The sequence below is a fragment of the Bacillus carboniphilus genome (assembly GCF_039522365.1).
Lineage (GTDB): Bacteria > Bacillota > Bacilli > Bacillales > JC228 > Bacillus_BF > Bacillus_BF carboniphilus.
Window position 1 is genome coordinate 1 of record NZ_BAAADJ010000062.1, and the last position, 22,148, is coordinate 22,148.

At 37.3% G+C, this 22,148-nt stretch carries 23 protein-coding genes and 2 riboswitches; of the genes, 5 read left to right on the forward strand and 18 right to left on the reverse strand.

Annotated features, from left to right (window positions below; genetic code table 11):
- Nucleotides 1-165: 165 nt before the first annotated feature.
- Entirely contained in the window at nucleotides 166-624 is a 459-nt protein-coding gene (locus ABDZ91_RS18795; RefSeq protein ID WP_343802491.1) for a DUF421 domain-containing protein, read from the reverse strand.
- A gap of 281 nt (nucleotides 625-905) precedes the next feature.
- Here ABDZ91_RS18795 and ABDZ91_RS18800 point away from each other — a divergent pair, with 281 nt between their 5' ends.
- Nucleotides 906-1,523: a hypothetical protein gene (locus tag ABDZ91_RS18800; RefSeq protein ID WP_343802494.1), complete on the forward strand. Its 618-nt coding sequence runs from the start codon at nucleotides 906-908 to the stop codon at nucleotides 1,521-1,523.
- 33 nt (nucleotides 1,524-1,556) lie between these two features.
- On the opposite strand, the gene ABDZ91_RS18805 is transcribed toward ABDZ91_RS18800, so the two are convergent.
- The 10 genes from ABDZ91_RS18805 to ABDZ91_RS18850 form a co-directional block, all read right to left on the reverse strand.
- Nucleotides 1,557-2,249 carry a response regulator transcription factor gene (locus ABDZ91_RS18805; RefSeq protein ID WP_343802497.1) on the reverse strand — a complete coding sequence of 231 codons (693 nt, stop codon included), beginning with the start codon at nucleotides 2,247-2,249 and terminating at the stop codon, nucleotides 1,557-1,559.
- Complete coding sequence (locus ABDZ91_RS18810; protein WP_343802500.1) at nucleotides 2,246-2,929, reverse strand: sensor histidine kinase; 684 nt, start codon at nucleotides 2,927-2,929, stop codon at nucleotides 2,246-2,248. Before ABDZ91_RS18810 ends, ABDZ91_RS18805 begins: the two co-directional genes overlap by 4 nt.
- A 6-nt stretch (nucleotides 2,930-2,935) precedes the next feature.
- Entirely contained in the window at nucleotides 2,936-3,364 is a 429-nt protein-coding gene (locus ABDZ91_RS18815; RefSeq protein WP_343802503.1) for a HAMP domain-containing protein, read from the reverse strand.
- Between the two features lie 246 nt (nucleotides 3,365-3,610).
- A complete protein-coding gene (locus ABDZ91_RS18820) occupies nucleotides 3,611-4,147 on the reverse strand; it encodes an immunoglobulin-like domain-containing protein (protein ID WP_343802507.1) in 537 nt (178 codons plus the stop codon).
- A gap of 31 nt (nucleotides 4,148-4,178) precedes the next feature.
- Nucleotides 4,179-4,799 (reverse strand): HD domain-containing protein, encoded by a 621-nt coding sequence (locus tag ABDZ91_RS18825; RefSeq protein ID WP_343802510.1) that lies wholly within the window; start codon nucleotides 4,797-4,799, stop codon nucleotides 4,179-4,181.
- Nucleotides 4,800-4,832: 33 nt separating this feature from the next.
- Nucleotides 4,833-5,306 carry a 2-thiouracil desulfurase family protein gene (locus tag ABDZ91_RS18830; RefSeq protein ID WP_343802513.1) on the reverse strand — a complete coding sequence of 158 codons (474 nt, stop codon included), beginning with the start codon at nucleotides 5,304-5,306 and terminating at the stop codon, nucleotides 4,833-4,835.
- Between the two features lie 34 nt (nucleotides 5,307-5,340).
- On the reverse strand, nucleotides 5,341-5,646 hold the full coding sequence (locus ABDZ91_RS18835; RefSeq protein ID WP_343802516.1) for a hypothetical protein: 306 nt from the start codon (nucleotides 5,644-5,646) through the stop codon (nucleotides 5,341-5,343).
- Between the two features lie 320 nt (nucleotides 5,647-5,966).
- Nucleotides 5,967-6,845: a phosphorothioated DNA-binding restriction endonuclease gene (locus ABDZ91_RS18840; RefSeq protein ID WP_343802519.1), complete on the reverse strand. Its 879-nt coding sequence runs from the start codon at nucleotides 6,843-6,845 to the stop codon at nucleotides 5,967-5,969.
- A gap of 25 nt (nucleotides 6,846-6,870) precedes the next feature.
- Entirely contained in the window at nucleotides 6,871-7,110 is a 240-nt protein-coding gene (locus ABDZ91_RS18845; protein ID WP_343802522.1) for a hypothetical protein, read from the reverse strand.
- 71 nt (nucleotides 7,111-7,181) lie between these two features.
- Nucleotides 7,182-9,101: a 3'-5' exonuclease gene (locus ABDZ91_RS18850; RefSeq protein WP_343802525.1), complete on the reverse strand. Its 1,920-nt coding sequence runs from the start codon at nucleotides 9,099-9,101 to the stop codon at nucleotides 7,182-7,184.
- Nucleotides 9,102-9,387: 286 nt separating this feature from the next.
- Between ABDZ91_RS18850 and ABDZ91_RS18855 the strand changes: the two genes are divergently transcribed.
- The gene (locus tag ABDZ91_RS18855) at nucleotides 9,388-9,783 is read left to right on the forward strand and encodes a (deoxy)nucleoside triphosphate pyrophosphohydrolase (protein ID WP_343802528.1); all 396 of its coding nucleotides are present in this window, start codon (nucleotides 9,388-9,390) and stop codon (nucleotides 9,781-9,783) included.
- An 18-nt stretch (nucleotides 9,784-9,801) separates the two neighbouring features.
- Here ABDZ91_RS18855 and ABDZ91_RS18860 read toward each other — a convergent pair whose 3' ends face one another.
- The 4 genes from ABDZ91_RS18860 to ABDZ91_RS18875 form a co-directional block, all read right to left on the reverse strand.
- Nucleotides 9,802-12,612, reverse strand: a complete 2,811-nt coding sequence (locus ABDZ91_RS18860) for a DEAD/DEAH box helicase (protein WP_343802531.1) — start codon at nucleotides 12,610-12,612, stop codon at nucleotides 9,802-9,804.
- A 144-nt stretch (nucleotides 12,613-12,756) separates the two neighbouring features.
- On the reverse strand, nucleotides 12,757-13,533 hold the full coding sequence (locus tag ABDZ91_RS18865) for an alpha/beta fold hydrolase (protein ID WP_343802534.1): 777 nt from the start codon (nucleotides 13,531-13,533) through the stop codon (nucleotides 12,757-12,759).
- 409 nt (nucleotides 13,534-13,942) lie between these two features.
- Nucleotides 13,943-16,453: an NEW3 domain-containing protein gene (locus ABDZ91_RS18870; protein WP_343802537.1), complete on the reverse strand. Its 2,511-nt coding sequence runs from the start codon at nucleotides 16,451-16,453 to the stop codon at nucleotides 13,943-13,945.
- Between the two features lie 403 nt (nucleotides 16,454-16,856).
- Nucleotides 16,857-17,732, reverse strand: coding sequence for a fumarylacetoacetate hydrolase family protein (locus ABDZ91_RS18875; RefSeq protein WP_343802540.1), 876 nt, complete (start codon nucleotides 17,730-17,732; stop codon nucleotides 16,857-16,859).
- A gap of 347 nt (nucleotides 17,733-18,079) precedes the next feature.
- Here ABDZ91_RS18875 and ABDZ91_RS18880 point away from each other — a divergent pair, with 347 nt between their 5' ends.
- A complete protein-coding gene (locus ABDZ91_RS18880) occupies nucleotides 18,080-18,478 on the forward strand; it encodes a (deoxy)nucleoside triphosphate pyrophosphohydrolase (protein ID WP_343802543.1) in 399 nt (132 codons plus the stop codon).
- Nucleotides 18,479-18,538: 60 nt separating this feature from the next.
- On the opposite strand, the gene ABDZ91_RS18885 is transcribed toward ABDZ91_RS18880, so the two are convergent.
- Complete coding sequence (locus ABDZ91_RS18885) at nucleotides 18,539-18,868, reverse strand: hypothetical protein (protein ID WP_343802546.1); 330 nt, start codon at nucleotides 18,866-18,868, stop codon at nucleotides 18,539-18,541.
- An 80-nt stretch (nucleotides 18,869-18,948) separates the two neighbouring features.
- Nucleotides 18,949-19,056, reverse strand: a riboswitch (SAM riboswitch).
- A gap of 361 nt (nucleotides 19,057-19,417) precedes the next feature.
- A riboswitch (PreQ1 riboswitch) is annotated at nucleotides 19,418-19,462 on the forward strand.
- Between the two features lie 74 nt (nucleotides 19,463-19,536).
- Here ABDZ91_RS18885 and queC point away from each other — a divergent pair.
- Both queC and ABDZ91_RS18895 read left to right on the forward strand, forming a co-directional pair.
- Complete coding sequence (queC, locus tag ABDZ91_RS18890; protein WP_343802549.1) at nucleotides 19,537-20,217, forward strand: 7-cyano-7-deazaguanine synthase QueC; 681 nt, start codon at nucleotides 19,537-19,539, stop codon at nucleotides 20,215-20,217.
- Entirely contained in the window at nucleotides 20,214-20,747 is a 534-nt protein-coding gene (locus ABDZ91_RS18895; protein ID WP_343802552.1) for a VUT family protein, read from the forward strand. Before queC ends, ABDZ91_RS18895 begins: the two co-directional genes overlap by 4 nt.
- Before the next feature lie 90 nt (nucleotides 20,748-20,837).
- Here ABDZ91_RS18895 and ABDZ91_RS18900 read toward each other — a convergent pair whose 3' ends face one another.
- A complete protein-coding gene (locus tag ABDZ91_RS18900; protein ID WP_343802555.1) occupies nucleotides 20,838-21,245 on the reverse strand; it encodes an NUDIX hydrolase in 408 nt (135 codons plus the stop codon).
- Nucleotides 21,246-21,280: 35 nt separating this feature from the next.
- Nucleotides 21,281-22,042 carry a DeoR/GlpR family DNA-binding transcription regulator gene (locus ABDZ91_RS18905; RefSeq protein WP_343802558.1) on the reverse strand — a complete coding sequence of 254 codons (762 nt, stop codon included), beginning with the start codon at nucleotides 22,040-22,042 and terminating at the stop codon, nucleotides 21,281-21,283.
- Nucleotides 22,043-22,148: the final 106 nt, after the last annotated feature.

Here is a 22,148-nt window from a genome sequence, read left to right on the forward strand (position 1 = left end):
TTCCGCGTCACCACGGACACCCTTGCGTTAAGCTACTGCTACTTCTGCCTTCACAGTTCGGGACTTGCACCCTATAGATTGCACCCATGCTGGGCGCACAAAGGAAAACCTCACAACGACTTAATTGTTGTGAGGTTTCTTATAGTGGGACAAGGTTCCTGTCCCCTATGTCCCACCTTTACGTTTACAATTGATTTTTCCACTGATTTCAAGGATTCCGATTTCTACCTTTTCAATATCCCACACACCGACATTCCTTAAAAGTGTGTCGAGTTCCTCTTTGCTCATTTGTTCTTCTTCCATGACTGCATCAATGACCTTCCCATTTTTGATGATGGTTTTCGGTTCACCCTGTGAGATGGTTCTGGCAGTTTTAGACTTTTTACTGATGGTTTTGATGATGTATATGAGCACCGTCCATACCAGCATTGCAAAAATCAGGTGAACCAAATGATACTCGTTGGAAAGGGAAATACTGACCACCATTTCGGCAAGGACCACGACAAAAATCATATCAACAGGTGTGATTTGAGAAAATTCTTTATTCCCCATGAACCTATATATACCAAGTAGCAGCAATAAACCAACAGTGAACTCCAATCCTATGCTTAGATATTCGTTCATATCTTATCTCCTTTTAAAAAGAGATGAATCTATCCATTGGTATACTTTATCGGAGCCATTTGAAATTTATGACCTCCACTATAGAACATAGAAGAGTATAAATATGCTCCAAATTATGGGAAAATCGCAACCTCTGCCTGGGTCAACCTTCACATTATTTACTTATTATCAAAGTAACTGGGACAAGGTTCCTGTCCCCTTGTCCCACTTTTAGTTTTTTGAAACTTCATACAACTTTTCACGTATATATAGTACACACTCTTGAAAAGGAGGGATGACGAGTGAGAGAACGCTTCAGGACTTATCTTCTGATCCTCTTATTGCTCATTACAGCGATTGGTATTTTCTTAAGCCTCAGGACTTTTAATCTGGCAAAGGAACTACAAGAGGAAAAGGAAGAATTGATTCAAAACGTTGCTACCTTAGAGGGAGAACTACAAGACAGTTCAAACCGAACTGAAGAGCTACAGGGAAAAAATAGTCAATTAGAAGAAGATCTTTCTTCCCTCAAAGATGAAATAGATGCCATAAAATCACCGATTCCATATCAAGACATTCAAGACGCCATCAAAACTGTCGAGTCTTATAAGTCAGTGGAAAAGCTTGCGGAAGTCAATGAGCTCCTTGCACGTGAAAATGGAATTGGTTTATACTTCATGAACCGTGAAGAGGAATGTCCATGTGGAATATCGTTTAGTAGTAGATCATTCGAATGGATACCAAACGCAGTTCTCGACCTTAAAGAATTCAAAATGGAAAACGAAAAACTACTTCTTACCTATAGCACTATTGATGACATTAAACATGATTACCAATTTGTCCTATCAAAAGGATTGGGCAGAAGTGAACCCATTGAGGGCTGGTATATCGAGGATATAAACCTCATAGCAAAGGAATAAAACATGGGACAGAGGTTCCTGTCCCCCTGTCCCTCATCCTTTAAACCGATACCCCACTCCCCAAACGGTTTCGATATACTCTGGGTCAGATGGGTTCTTCTCAATTTTCTCTCGGATTTTTCGAATATGAACCGTGACTGTCGATATATCCCCCATCGAATCAATCCCCCAGATCCGTTCAAACAAATCATCTTTGCTGAACACACGGTTTGGATTCGAGGCTAAGAAAACCAGCAAATCAAATTCTTTCGAGGTAAAAACTGTCTCTGCCCCCTCCACAAATACACGCCTGGACGAACGGTCAATCACAAGGTCTCCCACTCTCAGCTCATCTCCACCACTATTCCCGCTACGATTCACCAACCGTTCATAGCGTGCCAAATGAGCCTTCACCCTCGCCACCAGTTCACTCGGACTAAACGGCTTCACCATATAATCATCCGCGCCTAATCCAAGCCCACGAATCTTATCAATATCCTCTTTTCGAGCCGTCACTATAAGAATCGGAATATCCTTCTCGCTTCTCAATTGCTTACAAATTTGAAAGCCATCTACGCCAGGCAACATCACATCTAAAATCAATAAATCAAAATCCTCACGAAGGGCCCGCTCCAACCCAGACTGTCCATGAGTCTCAATGGTGACAGAAAATCCATCAATCTCCAAGTAATCCTTCTCCAACTCCGCAATACTTCGTTCATCTTCCACAATCAGAATCTTCTTCATCCCATCTTCTCCTCATAGGGCTTAAACTTTAAATAAATCGTCGTCCCTTCTCCTAACCGACTTTTCGCCCACGTTTCCCCACCATGCTCTTCCATAATCCGTTTCACGATGGCAAGCCCTAACCCGCTTCCTCCAGTCGATGCCTGTCTGGACTGGTCTGCTCGATAAAAACGATCGAAAATGTAAGGGAGTGCGTCCTCCGAAATCCCTTTCCCATTGTCTTTTATCGATACCATTACATACTCACTCTTCCTAACCAACCCAATAGAAATCCGTTTCTCATCCTTATCCAAATGATTCACTGCATTCTGAATCACATTCGCAAACACGCGCCTTAAATGCTCTCGATCCGCTTTGGTATAAAAATCCCCACCGTCATCCTGAATCTGAACCTCAACCTCAGCCCGCTCCAACTCATCCTTGAGCTCATCTATATAAAACTGAACAAACGTACGCAAATCCACTTTCTCAAAGTGAAAAGGAACCGCACTCACATCCAACTTCGAAAATAAAAACAACTCCTCAATCAAGTGGTCCAATTCATTCGCTTTCGTATGAATCGTTTGGATGTATCTCTCCATTTTCTCCGGTGTATCCGCCACACCATCCTGAATCCCTTCCACATAGCCCTTAATTGAGGTAATCGGCGTTTTCAAATCATGTGAAATACTCGCAATCAACTCTTTTCAATTCTCCTCATACTTCCTCTGCAACTCAGCAGACTCCTTTAGCCGTTGTCGCATCAACTCAAACACTCTTGAAAGCTGCCCTAGCTCATCCTTCCCGCCAGTTTCCACTGTAAAATCAAGCTCCCCACGGCTAATTTTTTCTGCTGCTTCCGACAGCTTCCGAACCGGTTTCTGAATACTATTTGAAACCACATAGGTTAACAAGCCATTGGTCACAACTACTAAAAGCAACAAGCCTACATAACGAAGCGGTAAAAACACCTCAAACCTTTCTGCATATTGAGCCGAATGGTCTCCATCAGTACCTTCAAACCCGGTTCCACCAAACAAAGTTATACCTAACACAATTTCTATTACAAAAAACCCAATAATGGGAATCACAATCATCGCGATATTAGACCAAATCAGTCGTTTTCGAATGGACATATGAACACACCTTACCAAATAAGCAAATTTTATAAACTACTCTCCCCATGTTATAACACAAATCTTAAATATTTCTTAAAATTAAATACATCTCTTCATAAAAAATAGACCAGTCAAGTTATATTGACTGGTCTAAAATAATCATCTTCCAAGCTTACCGTAATCTTTTTTCTTAACTGGCATTTGATTAATAAAATCAACGCTACCGTTTTTTTTTTCACAATCCTTGTTATCTTCCAATGTTCTTTATTCAATAGTAAACTCCGCTGTCAAATAATGCTCATCATAGTCCCCAGTATTTCTAAAATCCAGTAAATCTTTAACTATACGGTATTCTCCTTGATCCAAACTCCCATAAAGCCAATTCCAATCCACTGTCCATTCCGCCATATTTGAAGGAGCTAAGTCGTAGCCAATGGCATTAAAACCGTAGTCACCATCTAAGGCTACAGGGACTTGATACCATACTCCGTTAATCTTCTTCTCCAACGAAAAATATTGACCATATACGCATTGCTTGTTGGAGTGATTCTCAAAAGTAACAGTCAATCCAGTAGACGAGATTGTTCCATCCTTTACAAACATGGTTACTCCATCTAAGCTATTGACAGTCTTATATATGGTGGGTTCCCAATCTGTCGTTTCTGGAAACGGGTCTACATTAGCTTCATGTAAGAAATCGTCTGTTCCTTTAGCTGAATGACTATTGTTTTTACTCCCGCATCCAAATAAAATTGTCAAACTTATTGCCATACAGAATAGGGCACACAAATATCTCTTCATGGAATCCACCCTATACGTATATTTTATGTATTTATAGAATGGCCTCCTTAATGCTATTCGTGTCAATTCCAGCTTCTTTTAACTTTTCTTCAGCTTCTTCCTCTATTAAGTCTTTGAAGAGTTGTAGAATAGGGTCGAACCCAACGTGTTTATCCATCATAAAGCTCATTTTGTGTTCTATTTCAATCCATGTTGAAATGTCAGCTTCATTATGTTGGATTTGTGCTTCTAGTTTATCTAGGGCATTCGCAACTTTGGACTCGAACGTTTCTTTGTTTTCAAATTCGAACCATAGATTATATAGTTCTTCTCCCATTGCTCCCCCTAGAGTATCCCGTATCTTTTCAATAGATTTAATTTCGTTCATTGCTTTTTGCTCTTTTACTGTATGATTATCCATAGTGTCAAAGGCAGGTATATCCCCTGCTTCAGCCTCAACTAAGTCATGGATGATAATCATTTTTAATAATCTAGAACTATCTACTTTTTGTTTTAAATAAGGTTCTATTAACATAGCCATTAAAGATACTCTCCATGTATGCTCTGCCACACTTTCTTGTCTACCATTAGAAAGCCAACTGTGTCTCATTTCGAACTTTAATTTTTCTCCGAGTTTAATTATTTCTAGTATTTTTAAAAGGTCATTCTTCATTTCTCTTCCCCCTATAATGACGCTAGTGTAATGCTACTCTATTATCGTGTGAATAAGATTTCCTATAAATTGATCCTCAGAAACTACTCGAATTCCATTTCTCCTTAATAAGGCAGTTGTCACTCCATTGCGAGCAATTTTCTCTCCACTAAATCTACCGTTGTAAATGGTTGAACTACCACAAGAAGGACTATTCTCCTTTAGAACAACTACAGTTGCCTTCAATTTTTGGGCTTTTTCTAATGTAGCAATGGACCCTTTTATATAAAGGTCCGTTACATCTGCACCAGATTTCTCAATGACTTTAGCTCTGCCATCCAGAACATCTGCACCATCTCCACCTACTATTTCCGCTGGCTCCCTTGGTGTTGAAAAACCTCCCAGTAATTCTGGACAAACGGTAACAGCATGATTTTCTTCCACTAATTGACGAATCTTCTCTTCCAAACTATGAGTCCCGTTATATCTTACATGTAACCCAGCCAAGCAAGAACTCACCAAAATCATGAATGACACCTCGTTAAATAATAGAATACTTTGTTTACCCCTTATTCTTTCTATACCTTTTATTTATTAAATTAAATACATATATCAATTCAATAAGATATAACACACAAATAATGATAAAAATCATGACATTGGTTTGTGCTCTTTCAGTGTAAAAATCCCAACCAGCCATAAGAATCCAAACTGAGTACCATATATTTATTATGGATTGAACGATCAATAACCTATACGCCTTAACCAAAAGCAGTAAAACGGGGATAATACCCATAAATACAAAAAATTCAACGTCGGGGAACCAACCATATGGTGTAAATCGTTCTGAAAATGTAAAAATATCCATTTTTACCAACACCCCTATACTTCACTAATTCCATATTACTCCAACCAGACTAACTTTGAAAAACAAAAATTAAAAATCTGTAAAATGTCAAAGACTATCAAAATAAAAAAATGGCGCAACAAATTCACGCCATTTTCTAGGTCATTTATTATTTTGCACTTGTACCACGCCTGTTTTACAATTAGTTTTAGCCCACTACCTCACAATCAAATAAAAAAATATACGACTGCTGAGTGAACCCACTGGATATCTCTATGTTCTTGCACCGTCCTACGCGCCTTTTAGCAAAATATAACTTGCTTTTCATACAATTTTTCAATCTAAACAGAATAATACCTCTCCGGACCTTTAAACACTTCCCTAACATGCCAGTTTACATAAGATATTTCTGGTCTATAAGCTGGATGAATGGGGGAACGAATTGACTGTCCGTGGTATCTCATCAGCCACTCATCAAACCCATTTGTTCCATTAGCCGATTCAGCAACTAGGAAAGTTCTATTTTCAGCTAATGTAAAAACTCCCCTATCAAATAATTTATGATGCATGGAACACAAGGCTATTCCATTCTCTTCCGTATCCGGTCCACCGGCTTGATGCCATTTTATATGGGCAGCTTCTATTCCCACTAAATGGTTCCCTAGCCGAACATTGAATCCACAAATTGCACAACTGTATTCATATGCTCGAAGTATCTTTTCTCTGAATCGAGGGTCTCTTTGCTTTTGCTTTTTACCTCTATATACTAATTCTAGGCCGACGTGCCTTAGGATGTCATCATGGAGGGTTTCAGGAAAATGCTCTTCTAACACAATCTCAACTAACTCATGAACCAAGTGAGGATGTTCCTCTAAAACCCTAGTTACTTCCTCTGTAAAACCACCACTTATATGCTTTTCTAACAGTAGTTTGTTACTAGGATTACTCCTATTGACCTGCATATCGAGCTCCCAAATACCATCCCTTTGCAACCGTACGAATGGTTCTTCCGGGTGATAGGATTTTCTCTTTGGACCAAATTCCACTAGTAAATCTGTAAGGACTTCTCTTACTTCTCTATAGGGAATTAACCGATTCTTCCCTGCTTGAAAATGACTTAGAGCGTATAAAATTAAGAGAGGTTTATGAGGAGCACGTTGGCCTCCCTTTTTCCAGACTGATAGGTTATTGATTTTATCCTTTAGTTCTGTTGGTTTCATAGCAGCCTCCATAATGTCCAAGGTATCATCTAAAACAGTGACCACATTTATGAATCTGATCATTAGTTGCTTCAATGCTCGAGTAATACATATAATCGCCGTTTTTTCCTGAGTTATCAATAACCTTTGTTTTGAAATTTTGCGCCGTTACAAAACTACATTTTACATGGTGTACTTTAGTAGGGTTAGCAATGTCAGAAATAACAAAATATCCTTGACCTTGTGTCTTTAATTGTTCGAACTTTGCAAGACTGTTAACTTTCATAAACTCCCCTCCACCATTTATCCTTTTATAAACAATATTTATTTCCACTCTCTCATTTTACCAAAAGCAGCTTACCCACTCCGCTCATCCTCCGACCGAACCAATTTCTTATGAGCCTCGACCTGATCCAAATATCTAGTAAACTCAGATTCTCCCGAATAGGACAAACATAAGAATTCCTTTGCTCTTGTCATCCCAATATATAGCAGTGATGCTTCACGCTCTTTATCCTCTTCTAAAGCAAATGGCATGTTGTCGATGTTAACGATAAAGACAGCCTGGAAGTCCAGACCTTTACTACTATCAATAGTGCTGATTTTAACTCTATTATCATCTTTTTCAAAAGCCCTTTTGGTTTCACTGTTTTCTGTTAACCAATAATACCCGATCCCATCTTGTTCTAGAGATCGTCTTAATACAGATATATAATCCATTTTATAGGTCTTTTTAACACGATAAAGAATCAGGATTTCTGAGAGAGGAACCTTTTTCTCTTCGTGCAACTTTTTAATTTGACGTGCCACAAATTTTGCTTCATGGAAGAAGTTGTCTGTCTTAATTATCGCTGGCTCTGCCCCTTTTCTTCTTGTACTTTGTGGGGCGATAATCTCACCTTCATGTTCTTTACTTACTACTTTATTTTTTAGTTTTGATTTATTTTGGTAAAATTCCCAAGCAAACTTAACAATCTGAGCGGTATTGCGATAGTTAATACTCAGAACCTTCGATCTCCCTTGAAAACTAAGCCCTGTATCTTGAACATAGCTGCGCTTCCGTTTATAAATAGTTTGAGCCCGGTCCTCTACTAATAATAGAGACTTGGTATCTGGGTTAAGTAAGTTGCTCACTAGTTGGAACCAATCTCCCTCAAAGTCTTGGCCCTCATCAATGAGAACAGCATCATACATAGGTAAAATGGCTTCACCCTTTTCAAGCTTCTCAATAATAGTAGGAATATCTCTTTCCTGTATGTTAAGATCATTTTTTAGCCAAGCATGAAAATTCCGAACTTTTATGTTATGAGGATTGGATTGGATAACCTCTTCGCCAGAAGTAAAATCAAAATCAAAGAGACTATCTGGTTCCTTCATCATGTGATGAATCATCTGCTCAATACTTCTAGCTAGTGATATGTTGTAACAGAGAATTAAAATGTTCCAATCAGGATGCTCTTTTGCTAACAACTTAGCTCTACTTGCAAGAATCAACGTTTTCCCGCTTCCTGCTACACCACGAATTAGTCGATTTTGACTACCAATTTGTTTAGCAAGATTCTCTTGATGTAAATCCATAGCCTTAATATCATGAAGAGACAACAATAATTGGTCTTGATAAGGAACCGGTTGTTTAAATTCCGCACTTATTCGAACCTCTGGAAACAAATGATATCGAATGGCGTCCATATCTTCCTTCATAAGAGGCTCTCTTAATCTGTAAGGAACAACAAACATATTCATTATTTTCTCAACTAAATTCTCCTCAGAAAATGCTTCCTTTTCAGGATCAATTTCATCCCTTGTTAAACATAAAGATGGTTCAATGACCGAATATAGACCCTCTTCAATAAAATCCTTTTGATATAATCTAGTAAAAACTGCTCCGAACCCATAAGGGAATTTTAACTGGAACTGATATTTCCCTTCCAATTGAACTAAGCTTCGATCCTTCTTTAATGCATCCACAATATGAAACGTGTAATCTCGTGCTTGCTTAATAGGACTCTTGGTTTTAGTCTGTTCACCTGAAGACGTTACTAAGGTCCATTCGTCTTGATTTAATTGAAACAGTGTATTTTTTGTGTAGTCTTTCACTTCTAAAACTACTAAACCAAGATCCGGCCCAATAATAACAAAATCAGGACGTTTTCCATGTATATTAGGTTCATAGTAAACTATGTAATCATCAGGTAAATATGTTTTTAACGTTCTGAAAAGCAACCTTTCTCCAGCCGTTGCTGTAGACCGTATACTTTCGGGAACTGTAAAAGCCAATACTACCACTCCGTGTTTTGACGTTTTTTTACATTATACTACAAAATATAGTTTTTATTTCATATTTTTACCAAGATGAAATTTAATACAATAAAAATAGGGAAATAGACAAGATATACTAGTAAGAAGAGACTATAGAAGTGTCTATAATTAGTTGGAATAAAAATTTTATAATATAGTTTTATTGTAATTAACAATAAAAAGTGTAATTATTGTTCACAATTAAACATTGTGATATCCTTTTTTATACAATAATAGTCATCTATCAGTTCTTGGAGGGTAAACATTGAAAAAAACAGTTAAGGTAGTAGCAGCAATAATAGAAAACGAACAAAATGAAATCCTTTGTGCTCTTAGATCACCCCAAATGGCTATCCCTAACATGTGGGAGTTTCCAGGTGGAAAAGTCGAATTAGGTGAAGATATTTACGGAGCGTTAAAAAGAGAAATTTACGAGGAAATGGAATGTAAGATTGAAACAAGTAACCTATTTCATGATAATACCCATGAATATGAAACCTTTATTATCAATTTAATTTGCATTAAAGCAAAAATAATCGAAGGTAATCCTAGACTAAGTGAACACTCAAAAATAATCTGGATGAAGAGGGAAAACCTTAAATCGCTTGTATGGGCACCAGCAGATATTCCAGCAGTTGAAAAACTTATAAATGAAAAATAGTCTTCTCATATGAGAAGACTATACTTTTTTTACAAACTCAGTGTATATTCGCTGCGGCACTTCATGTTCTAATTCAAGTACTGTGGTAATAGGTTTTTCTCCATGGAATTCAACAGTATTTCCCTTCCCAATATAAATATAAGGCTCTGTCTTCCCGTCAATTTCTTTATACTTTCTAATAAAAAGATGTAGACTAACCCCTCTTTCTTTGTTGTATATTATATTCTTACCTCTTTCGGAAGTTTGTGTTGTACTATTTTGAGATTGCCATTGGAAGTATTTTTGATCCAGAAACTTGTCTTGATAATTTATGCTTTCCTTAATGTCTTCTTCTTTGTGTAAATCAATATAAAGGAAATAATCCTTACCGTTAGCTAGTAAACCGGAACCCCTAAAGGATGAATGAATCTTCCTGTAGTTTGATAGCAACGCAGCATCTGCCATCAAGTATTGTTCGTAAAGTTTGAAATGAGGTATACCATAATAATCCTGTTTAAATTCTTTTTCATAACGAAATATTCCATATTGAATATGATCTTTTATATATTTTTTATATTCACTATTCTTAAGAATATTTGAAAAATCATCTGATTTAATCAATAATCCGTCTTGCAGCTCACATAATTGGAGCTTTCCTCTTTTTTGAACACTGTCATAATAAGATTGAGTGAGACATTCGAATGCGTGAATAATAGTGTCACTATCAACTTCTTTGATGTACTTTAGAATCTCTCTTTTTGCTATGCTTTGTGAAATTTCCTTATGCTCCAGTAAGTATTTTAAGATAACAAATTCATGTATCCTTTTTAGCGGGAGTTTTCCTGAAATCTCCTTCAGTGCACCTTCAAATATTACATTACTTAATAAAGATAACAAGTTTTCATCCTTTTCCACTTTCCGCACAAATTGAAGATAAATTTTTTCACGATCAATGAATTTAATTGGATCTGGTGCACCATCATATTTCAAATAATCAACCAAATAATATGGAACTTTTCCATTATTCATTTTTTTAAACTCGTTGTACTCTTCTTTTAAGTATTTCATAGAATTGAAATTTTCTTTATCAATTTGCTGCAATATTCTCTCTTGTGAAATTTCGTCCATTTGTATATGAGTACTTCCAGGAATATTCGCAAATCCTGTTGCAATTGCAACCTTTAAGCTATCTTTATCGTAATATCTACTGCCATTTAATGCGATTGCTATTAAAAAGGTTTTGTTATGATTTCCAATAAAATCAAGAACGGTTAAAAAACTCTTTCCTTTATATTTTCTAAGTCCTCTTCCAAGTTGCTGTATGAACACAATTGGAGAGTTGGTAGGTCTTAACATCAGAACCGTGTTAACTGAAGGGATATCTACACCTTCATTAAATATATCAACAGTGAAAATAAACTGTAGATCATCTTTTTCGTCCTCTAATCTCTGGATAATTTGAGATCTATATTCAACAGAATCATCTCCTGTCAAACATATACTTTTGTATCCCCTACTGTTAAATTCTTCTGTCATGTACCTCGCATGTTCTTTGCTTGCACAGAAGCCTAGACACTTTCTCTTATCACCATCATGTCCATAAAAGTTCATTTGTTCTATGATGAACTCAACTCTCTCATGAACCTTTAGTCTTTTAGTTATTTCAGCGATATCATCTATATCCACATCACTCAAATCAACTTCATCTATATCTGTAATACCAAAATAATGGAAGGGAATGATTAACTCATCATCTAATGCTTCATGTAAGCGGACCTCAATGGCAACATTGTTATCAAACAAATCAAATACACTTCTTCCATCACTACGTTCAGGAGTAGCTGTCATACCTAGTGTGAATTTAGGATTAAAGTAACATAAAACTGATTCGTAACTTGGACTCGTAGCATGATGTGCCTCATCAATTATAAGATAATCAAATTCATCTTGATCAAAATCCTTATAATATTTTGAAACTGTTTGAATTGTTGCGAATAAATAATCAGCATCTTTTTGTTTTACATTACCAGTAAAAAATCCAAATGTTACTGGTTCATTTACAATCAATTTTTCAAATGTTTCTTTTGCCTTCTTTAATATCTCCTCTCTATGAACGATAAATAATAATTTTTTAGGTTTAAATTCTTTAACATCGAATGCAGACATATAAGTTTTTCCGGTTCCAGTAGCAGCAATTACAAGGGCTTTATTCTCCCCATAAGATCGCAGTCTTTCTAAACTTTCAATAGCCCTCTTTTGCATTCTATTTGGAACAATATATTCTATATCTTCATAAATAACCTGAGGATATATATTTTTCCTAATTAAATTTTGGAGGAAACTTTCATACCTACTAATAAAACCCTGATCTGCTTTTGTACCAATATCCCAAATCTTTTGATACTCTTTTAAAACTTCTCTAACATATTCGTCTTCTTTTTTTGATACAACTTTTACATTCCATTCAACGTTACTTTTTAGAGCACTTTGAGTGATATTTGAGGATCCAATTATTATTTTGTAATATTCTCTATACTCAAAAATATAAGCTTTTGTATGAAATCCAATTTCTTTATCAGTTACAAACACTTTTAGATTTATATTTTCGAATTCTTTTATCTTTTTCAGAGACTTTGAGTCGGTGAAATTAAGATATGTTGACGTTAATATTTTTCCCTTTATTCCTATTTTCTCAGCCTCTTTAAATGTTTCTAACAATAGTTGTAATCCACTAAAATTTATAAATGCCACACTAAAATAAAAGTGTTGGCATTCCTTTATAGATTTAATAAGTTCATTAAGCAAATTACCTTTTTCGGAGTTTACGATAAGTTTTTTATCAGAAATCACTTTGTTTACACCTACTTACTACTCACTTTGTTCTTTTTTCATTATACAATATTAACTATACTAAAAACTCCCAAATATCTAAAAAGCCTCCCCTTAAACCGGAAGGCTTATTTCACACTATTCTACTGCCATAAAAAGTAATATTCAATAGCTTGTTTGGACCACGAAGTCACGGATTAGGCTCGAAAGATCTTTAGGTGTTTCTAAAGGTAAGTGATGATAGCACCCTTCAACCTCATACAGCTGCCCACATGTGAGTCGAACAAGCTCTTTCGCACCTTCAGCTGGCATTACCTGACTTTCCTTCGCCCGAACAATCCAAGTATGACATTTAACCATTCTAGCCAACTCCAAAGCTTCAACATTCTCTATCCCCAGTGCCCGTCGATCAAACCGCTCTCCCCATCGACCATCTTCCATTTCATAAAAGCACTCTTTAGCCACTTGTTCCACTACCTCCGTCGGGGCTGTATGCTTCGGTGGCAGTAACCTATACTTGGCTACAGCTTCCTCCAGAGAGTCGTATACACGACCACTCTTTTGAGCCGCTTTATGTAAGCCTACCAACTCCTCTTCCGGCGAATCAATTTTCATATCGGCTATTAGTAATGAGGAAGGTGGCCTGACTCCTCGACTAGCTACTTTGAGCCCGACGTAACCTCCCATTGAATGGCCAACGATTGAATACGGACCTTCGAGTTTACTGGCCAATTCCTCTACGTCTTCTGCATAATCATCGAAACGGTAGCTATCTGCCCAAGGGCTTTGACCGTGTCCTCGAAAGTCTGGTGCTACCAAAAAGTAGTCCTTTTCAAGTTTGGGTGCCACCCACTCCCACCAGCCGCTGTGACATGCGAGGGCGTGCAGCAGGATTACTGTTGGCTTTTGAGGATCTCCCCATGTTCGGTAGTGCATATCCATTTACTTGACCTCCATCGGATTGAGTTTTTTTCGTTCACTTTTCTTCAAATCTCATAGTATGTGTGCGTTTCATCGGTTAGAATGAAACCTTATAAACTTTTAAAATAGAGCTTTTGCAAATTCAATCCCATTGATGGGTAAGAGATTGCTTTCTTCAGCAAGCTTCACACAATCGTCAGAGAACCTATCTGCTAAGGAAATTGAAATTTCTTGGATGATGCAGTTTGATAAGGAGTTGTCTGAATGTTGAACCATTTTGTATATTATATAGTGCTATTATACTATGAAACTTCTCAAAAATTTCCATACTCTTGCTGAACGCGAGATTTTCCGCAACAAAAAAAGACAGAGACCTTGTTACAATTTAGTGCAACAAGGAACCTGCCCCTCGGATTATACAATCTTTATTTTATTCTCCTAATCCATAACTAATAAGGTTCGTGAAGATTCTATAAGCCCCTGGAACTTGATTTTCCATTTGTCTGTAGAAAACTAGGTTTGTATACAAATACGTACCCTCACCATATTCCGTTAACAAAACACCACTGTCAAACGGATCTTCTCCAGGGTCTGCCATGGATAAGAATGTCTCGTAATTGGAATCCCAATCCATCGGGAAGTAGAGTCCTCTCTCTTGAACCCAATGATCCCAATCATTGTCTGTTATTACATTTGGATAATTGAAAAGGGCATGATCTGGTTGTGTTACTGTAACATCTGCTAATTCATCTGTTACACGCCATCTAATGGAAGGTGTTCCGATTTTGAGTCGATAAGGCGCTGTTGCATCCGTGTCCCAATTATCACCTGGTTTATGATATTGAACAACAAAGTGTCCGCCATTTTCAACATACTCTAGTAAGCGATCATTATTTTGTACAAGGTCTTCTCTCGACAGATAGGCACGGATACCCGTTACGATCGTGTCATACTGAGTTAAATCAGCAGATGTTAAATCTTCCTCTGTTAACTTTGTTACATCAAAACCAGCATTCGCTAAATAATCTGCGACTTTATCAAAACCACTTTCAATATAGCCGATTTTAAGGTTATCTGGTTTTAACAGTTCAAAAGCAACGCCATTGATCACAGAAGGATATAGATAGTACATATCTTTAATGTGATCATATAAAATCTCTTGAACCGTTGTATTGAACGATTTTCCGTCTGCTGTAGCTACAGCTTCAATGACAAAGTCCCCTTCTTCAATATCATCCGGAGGAGTTATAGTAAAGGACACTTCTTTTTCCTCAAATCTTTCTGTAAAAGAAATCTCTGTTGCAGAAGGATTGCTTGACCAGCCTTCAGGAAGATTCAATGATACTGTTGCATTTTTTGCTCCTTCGAAATAGTTTTTCACTTTAACTTTTACAGGGATTTCATCTTGTACATCCGCTGTGTTTACGACTACATTTTGTGGGTCCATTGTTAGGCTTAATCCAGGTAAAACCGCTACTGTGTTATCGAGCTCTAGTACGGATTCCGTGGTATATCCGTTTTCCTTATAAGAAATTTTACTTTGAATAACTGGCTGACCATAAGGATCAAAGGATTCGCTGTCCTCAGGAACTTGAACCTCAAACGTAACAGTTTTAGAGTCTCCTGGTTGTAATTTCGTTACTTTCTTTACATCACTGTTTTCCCAATTATCCGGTAGTACGAGAGATGCAGCAACATGGTGGATGCTCTTTTCACCATTATTCGTAATGGTCATCGTTACGGTAGATTTTTCACCACTCGTTAACACATTTGAATCAAGTGATGTATTCACATCTAGACTTGATGCTACAAAACTTGCTTCTTTTAATTGTACTGCTTTCAGTTCGAGTTTATGGAATAAATCAACTTTAACTCCTTCACTTAATGGTGCTTTGTCTACCATTGCTTTTACTCTTTCAACGGCTTTTAATGAATCTTGAACTTCAGGAAGTATTTCACTTCTGTTTGGATAAAGTTCAACAATTTGATCTAAACTCTTTTGAAGTTCGATTAATTGCTTTTGCAGACCCTTTTGTGGGACTAGTTCTGCCCACTCTGCAAAGTCATATGGTACGCCAGCGAATAGATCTGGATTATTCGCGGATTCAATCGCATTTACTAATTCAAGTTGAACTTGTCTAGGTTCTGCCGGGATGTCTCTTCCCATCCCTTGACTCTTATGCATATATCTTGATTCTTCACCGAGTTGTGGATACGTCATTTGATAGATTGGGTCATACATCCCAATTTCAATGGAGGTAATGTTGTCTGGGTTAGAGTCTGAAGCTGTAGGTAAATAGACCTTCTTAATTTCCCATGGTGTCAACCCTTCTTCTAACTGCTCTGGGAAAACAGTTGGGTCCGCTGCATCTTCAAATGCTTGTAGAGAAAGAATCGTGATGGCTCGATGATGCCCGTGTTGACTATCTACATTTCGGAAAGACGGCATGACAATATCCGGCTTGTACGTTCGAATGAAACGGATAAGCCGTTCGTATGTTACATCCTCTCCCCATTTTTCTAACGTCTCGTCAGGTGATTTCGAGAAACCAAAGTCATAGATGGCATCCGAAGTGAGTTCACTTAAATGATAGGCTTTAACACCGGTAATTTTCGCTGCTTCAATCATTTCATTGGAGCGAATAATTCCAAGGCCATTTCCTAATTCCGTTCCAATTTCGTTTTGCCCACCCTCGCCTCGGTTTGCAATTAAACTAGCTGTTTTAACACCTAGGCCTCTTGAAAGATAGGCTAGAAAATCACTTCGTTCATCATCTGGATGAGCACCTGTATTTAGGAAAGTTACAGTTGTACTAAGAGGTTTTAATACATTCCAAAGTTCTACGTCTGGATTTTCTTTCGTTTCGGAAAACCCTTGTAGTGACGGGAAAAAAGTGACTAATAACAAGAGTGACAAACATACTTTTAACACCCTTTTCATTATGTAACCCCTTTCAATTTAGTTTTAAATGACAGAAATATTGGTATCCTCCTTCCTACCTCGATTAGTTAGTTTAGTTTACTAACTATCTAAATCATATCATTTTGTCAGAATATTTTAATATTTCTAAAGTACGATTTAAAATGTGAAGCTTTTGGACTGGTTTCAGTAAAAACGCAAAATGTTTGGTATGATTTTCCTATAAATCTCCCGTAAAAAAATGAAAAGACTTTTTTATAATTTGCACAATAACCGTCACAATTCTACTATTTAATAGTTTTTACTAGTTCTGCATTTTTAGCCCTATTCCCAATAAACTTAACAAACAAAAAAGGAGGCTTTCTTATAGAGGCCTCCTATCTTTATATAAAATAACTGTTTAAAAAAAGTTGTTTCCTAAATTTTATTTTAGATCGCGCACTCTATTCCTTAGAACCTCAAACCCATCAATCTGACACTCCACTTCATCCCCGTCATTGATCACTATAGCACCAGGAGTCCCCGTAGAAATAATATCCCCAGGTAGCAACGTCATGACTTCCGAGTGAAATGACACTAAAAACCATGGATTAAAGGTCATATTCTGAACAATGTTGCTTCTGACTTCAGTTTTATTTTTTATAGTAGACACTTTCAGCTGCATGACATCCTCAACTTCATCAGGCGTGACAAGTTGTGGGCCAAAGCTGAAGAAGGTATCAAAGCTTTTAGAACGCGTTAAGTATCTTGGGTTTTTCTGCAGGATATCTTCTGCTGTCATGTCGATAATGGTTGTGAATCCAGCTATGTAATGTTGGGCATCTGATTCAGAGACGTCCTTGCATTTTTTACCGATGATAACGCCTAGTTCTGCTTCTGCTGTTGTTCTGTTGGATTGTTTTGGGATTTGGATAGTATCGTTCATCCCGATGACACTTGTCGTTGGTTTCATGAAGCTGGCTGGCTCTTCTTGAGGAGCGATCTCATTTAAATCGCTGGCATGATCGACATAGTTCAGGCCAATTCCCCATATTTTACTAGGGTAGCGATAAAGAGGAGAATAGATTACTTCCTCTTTACTTAGACTCACTTCAATCGGTAAGTCCCGGAGAGCTACTTTACCCTCTGAGTTAAACCACTCTGTCAATTCTTCTAGTTGCTCGTTTTGGATAATGCCTAGAATGGTTATGTCCCCTGTTTTATTATATTGGTTGTTGATTTGTTCTAATGAATAATAGCGATCCTCTAAAAAGACGGCTGCTTGTTCTGTTTCATTGATTTTAATTGTGGCCAAACGCATATGTACTCCCCCTTGATAGAATCATAGATTGTCTTTGATTAGTTCTATATTTTTTGCTCGATTTCCTACATACTAAAAGCTTTTAATCTGCACTCCTTATTTCATAAATTTTACCAGAAAAGTAAACGGAGTGTTGGTTGTATGTTTATTATTTCGCCACACGAAGGTTATACCCTTCTTTTTATTTTCAATGAATCGACAAGTTTTTTCTCTAAGGCGCGTGATAGCAGTGTTTTTGTCAGTTTTTGCGCTTGCCTAGGAAATGATATAAAGTTTGGTTCGTATTGCCCACATCTTTTTCGTCAATAAAGGAACTATGCAGAAATGTGAAGGAGGTGTTTTTACAAATGAAAGGGATTACAGTGGTTGGTGCTGTTATTCGTGATGAAAACAACCATATACTGTGTGCTTTGCGGTCCCCTACCATGAGCATGCCGAACTATTGGGAGTTTCCTGGCGGTAAAGTTGAGGTTGGTGAGGACTTGAAAGAGGCTTTAGTTAGAGAGATTCGTGAAGAGTTGGATGTGGAGATTGTGGTACATGAAAAGATCACGGATGTGAAGCATCAGTATGAAACGGTAGAAGTGCATTTGCATACTTATTCGTGTTCGGTGAGGTCTGGGGAGCCGGTTGCGAAGGAGCATCGTGTTTTGGAGTGGGTTTCTCCGGAAGATTTGGAGGGGTTAAGATGGGCACCTGCGGATATTCCTACGGTGGAAATGGTTAGTGGGGATTTACAATTATAAAAAGGGGCTAGCCTGTGAAAATGTTAGCCCCTATTATGATAGCCATAATGGGATTAAAGATCATCTAAAGACTGTACGCAAATAATGATCGTCCTGAACTGTTATTTCATACTTCAATAATTCCGTCCACAAAAATCGATCTAATGCATAAGGACTTCTCTTTTGTAAGGAACGAATGATTTCTCGATTCAAATCAAACATAAATAATTCTCCTTTTAAAACAAATCCAAGCTGACACTGTTTTCGGTTGGAGGTCCAGCGATGCCAGATTGCTAGATTTTCTTCTCTCTCCATTAGTTCTGTCTCCATACAATATAGGACATGCTGTAGAAACTGCTCTTCATTCATCCCTTTAGCCATGTACCCTCTCGCCATACCATTTGCATTCATCGTAAACTCTCTCCTTTTGTATTTTTCTTAAATACAAAAAACTCCTCTCGCTTTAAATGCAAGAGGAGCTGATCCGCCCATTGATATCATTCAAAGCTACTGCTTTGCTGGTGGGAGCACCTTGTTTAACACGAAACAGGTTGCTGTGGAGTCAAAGAGCCAGATCTCTCGTCCACTCTGGATATTGTATTTAATTGGTTTTAGTTTAGCAGGTTTTGGGTGTGATTTCTAGTGGTCTTACTGAAATTATTTTAGATAATATCATCATCTTACTTAAGACTTCTTCCAAATTTACATGAAACCTTTAATATAGATATTGCTCAGTCAGTAGGAGCCATATGGAAAGTTCCTAATATCATAATGATGCTTGTTTTCTTTAAGACTTTTGAAATCACCTCACTTACTCTTTCTATTATCAGTAAAAAACCCCTTTCTTTTTATAGAAAATATTCAGGTAATTCTTTTAGAAGAAAATGCTTGTCCCCCACTATACTCACTCCATTCCATGTGTTATAATAACTCAGTTAATTGAATAAAATCTGCAAATCTGCAGGAGAGGTCCTAGGAAATCCCTCTATAAAAAACTAAGGCGAACTATAACTCTATTTACCTTGGTTATAGTTTTTTTGTTTTTGTGGACCTCCTCCTAGTGTAAAAGGAGGAACAAAATGAAGAAGAAAGAAAAAGCGGTTGTGATTTTTAGTGGCGGCCAGGATAGTACGACTTGCTTGTTTTGGGCATTAGAACGCTACGAAGAAGTCGTTGCGGTCACATTTAATTACAATCAGCGGCATAAGCAAGAGATTGATGTGGCAGCTGGAATTGCCATAGAGCTTGGCGTGGAACATCATGTGCTCGATATGTCCCTATTGAACCAGTTGGCACCGAATTCGTTAACCAGACCAGATATGGAGATTGAGCAGGAAGATGGAGACGTTCCGAACTCTTTTGTGGATGGACGGAATCTATTATTCTTGTCATTTGGTGCGATTTTGGCGAAGCAGTTGGGTGCAAGGGATCTTATTACGGGCGTTTGTGAGACGGATTTTAGCGGGTATCCGGATTGTCGGGATGTGTTTATTAAGTCTTTGAACGTCACGCTGAACTTATCGATGGATTATAACTTTGTCATTCATACTCCGTTAATGTGGCTCGACAAAGCGGAGACGTGGGCGTTGGCAGATGAATTGGGTGCCTTTGATTATGTGAAAGAGAAGACCCTCACCTGCTATGAAGGAATTGTCGCGGAAGGCTGCGGCACCTGCCCCGCTTGTAAGCTACGGCAACAAGGGTTAGATAAATATATGAGTCTACGGAATCAAGAAAAAAGGATAGGTGAAACATCATGAGAATCTTTTTCTATTTAAGTGTGATTGTGTTAGCGAACATTGTCACGGCTAAATTTGCCCCGCTTGAATGGGGACTTTTTATCATTCCATGGGGATCATTCTTAATTGGAGCAACCTTCATTCTACGAGATATCGTTCAGAATAAGTACGGCAAGAAGAAAACGTACATGTTTATTGCATTGGCGCTGGCGTTGTCGGCAGTTTCTAGTTATCTATTAGGTGATACACTTTGGATTGTGTTTGCAAGTGCTGTGAGTTTTGCGATTTCTGAAACCACAGATACGGAAATTTACTCTCGTTTGAAGGCATCTCTTCAGGTAAGAGTGCTATTTAGTGGAATTGTTGGCGGATTATTAGACTCTGCAATCTTCGTAATCGTCGGTCTTTCCCCTCTTGGCGCAGGTTTTGTGCCTTGGGAGTTTGTATGGATGGCGATTTTAGGGCAAGTAATTATTAAGACGATCATGCAGTTCCTTGGTGTGATGGTGTTGAGTTTTACGAGTGTTGTGAAGAATGAGTTTGCGAGCTAAGGTTATATAGAGGTGAAAGGCATTGCTCCCGTGGGCAATGCCTTTTGTTTTGTTAAGTGAGTTCTGGTGGGAAAGGGTCCTGTCCCTTTCTCAAAACTCTATAAAAAACGGATGGAGGTCTTCATTTAAACAATATTCAATTCTTTGCCTGAAGTTTGGCAAAGTTATCATTTCTAATGCTTCCTTTATAGGAAAGAATCCAACTTCTAGACTTTCAAAACTATTTGTAGGTTTTCCACCGATTGGTTTTCCTAGAAACAAAGTATTACAGATTGACCGATTTACGTTTTGAAAAATCCCACAAAACTTAGTTACTTCGATATCAATACCTGATTCTTCCTTTGTTTCTCTTATAGCTGCTTGCTTAATAGATTCTCCTTCTTCAACTTGTCCTCCTGGCATCTCCCATCCTCTAAGTGGACTTTTAACAAGCAATAATTCATTATTTTCGTTTAAAACAATGGCAGCAGCTGAAACAATATGTTTTGGTGTTGTCATTTACGTATCCCCCTATTTACATATGTATTTTTAATTTACAAAGAAACCGGTACCAAATTAATATTCTTGGATTTAAGATTTGAAATAACTTCCTGATCATCCACATCCGATACAATCGTGTCTATCTCTTCTAACGAACAAACATGATAGATTCCATGACGATGAAATTTATCCCAGGAAATCAACATGATCGATTTTTTGGAATGTTTTAAAGCAGCTTGTTTTAAGGTCACATCATCATCTATGACTGCTGTGACTTTCCAATCTGGTGTTAACCCTGTTAAAGACAAAAAGCACTTATCAAAGTAAAATTGCTCCACGCAAAGTGTGGCAATACGTCCATAGGAGCCCCTATCTTCAGGATGAATGACACCTCCTGTATGAATCACTTTATGGGTTTTATTTGATAGAGATGTAGCGTGAAATGAGTTAGTTACAATGGTTAAGTTATTGAATGTGTCCAAACAACCAAAAATGGGATCAGTAAAAGAAGATGATTCTATAAAAATAGTATCTCCATCTTCAATAAGTTTCGAAGCTTCTCTTGCAAACTGCAAATTGTGATCGTTCATTTTTTCTTGAAATGGTGTGACTTCAGACATCTTCGTTTTCAAGATACCTCCACCATATACTTTCGTAATAAGCCCTTTCTTTTCTAAAAAATTAAAATCCTTTCTGATCAAATCTTCAGTAACCGAGAAATAGGCTGCAAGTTCTTTCGTCTTTACCCTCCTCTTCTTATTTAAAATTTCGATAATCTTATTTCTTCTTTCATCAACGAAATATTTTTGATCCATGTAGCCTCCAAAGTTTTATATTCAAAAGCAATTATTACTTTGTATTGTTTTGTATTACTTTATATTGTTTATTATAAATCATTTTACGAAATGTTTCATATTTTGT